Genomic DNA, 1,430 nt, shown 5'->3' on the forward strand with positions numbered 1-1,430 from the left:
GAACTGCACCCCAAAAGTTAGACAAAAAATCTAACGATTGGGGTGCTTTTCTGATGAAATTAAGTTATGAAGATAAACTAGAAATATACGAGTTAAGAAAGATCGGGATGTCCTGGTCTCAGATTAGTCAACGATATGATGTTCGTATCTCGAATCTTAAATACATGATAAAACTCATGGATCGGTATGGTGTAGAAATCGTCGAAAAAGGTAGAAATGAGTATTATCCACCTGAATTAAAGCAGGAAATGATAGATAAAGTCTTGATTCATGGTTGTTCTCAACTCTCTGTTTCTCTTGATTATGCTCTCTCTAATTGTTCTATACTCACAAATTGGCTTTCCCAATTTAAGAAAAATGGTTATACTATTGTTGAGAAAACAAGAGGGAGACCGAGTAAAATGGGACGTAAGCGTAAGAAAACTTGGGAAGAAATGACAGAGCTCGAGCGACTTCAGGAAGAAAATGAGCGCTTGAGAACGGAGAATGCCTTTCTAAAAAAGTTAAGGGATTTGCGCTTGAGGGACGAAGCCTTACAGAGCGAACGGCAGAAACAATTAGAGAAATGGTCACAGGAGGATTCCGACTAGACCTCTTACTTGAGATAACTAAGATAGCTCGTGCAACTTACTATTATCAACTAAAGAAACTGAATAAACCAAATAAAGACAAAGCAATCAAATCTGACATTCAATCCATTTATGATGAACATAGAGGAAACTATGGCTATCGTCGGATTTATTTAGAACTGCGAAATCGTGGCTTTGTCATCAACCACAAAAGGGTGCAAGGCTTGATGAAAAGTATGGGCTTGACTGCTCGTATTCGTCGTAAGCGCAAGTATGCCTCTTACAAAGGTGAGGTTGGTAAGAAGGCTGATAACCTGATTCAACGCCAGTTTGAGGGGTCGAAGCCCTATGAGAAGTGCTATACCGATGTGACGGAGTTTGCTTTACCTGAAGGGAAACTTTATCTATCGCCTGTTCTTGATGGCTATAACAGTGAGATAATTGATTTTACCCTGTCTCGGTCTCCTGACTTGAAACAGGTTCAAACCATGCTTGAGAGGGCTTTTCCTGCGGCTTCATACAGCGAAACCATTCTCCACAGCGACCAAGGCTGGCAGTACCAGCACAAGTCCTACCATCAATTTCTGGAGGACAAAGGCATTCGTCCTTCTATGTCACGGAAGGGGAACAGTCCTGACAACGGAATGATGGAATCTTTCTTTGGGATTCTAAAGTCTGAGATGTTCTATGGCTTGGAGAAGTCTTACAAATCACTTGATGACCTTGAGCAAGCTATCACAGATTACATTTTTTACTACAACAACAAGCGAATCAAAGCAAAACTAAAAGGACTTAGTCCTGTGCAATACAGAACTAAATCCTTCACTTAAAATAAATTGTCCAACTTTTGGGGGTCAGTAC

The 1,430-nt window shown here is 40.3% G+C and carries 1 protein-coding gene; it reads left to right on the forward strand.

Going from position 1 to position 1,430, the window contains the following annotated elements; all coding sequences use genetic code 11:
* Nucleotides 1–53: 53 nt before the first annotated feature.
* A protein-coding gene (locus tag HMPREF9171_RS102810) for an IS3-like element IS861 family transposase (protein WP_370443778.1) occupies nt 54–1,399 on the forward strand; the annotation gives its coding sequence in 2 pieces (ribosomal slippage) (nt 54–495 and nt 495–1,399; 1,347 coding nt in all).
* Nucleotides 1,400–1,430: the final 31 nt, after the last annotated feature.

Origin of the sequence: Streptococcus agalactiae ATCC 13813 (assembly GCF_000186445.1) — a bacterium.
Lineage (GTDB): Bacteria > Bacillota > Bacilli > Lactobacillales > Streptococcaceae > Streptococcus > Streptococcus agalactiae.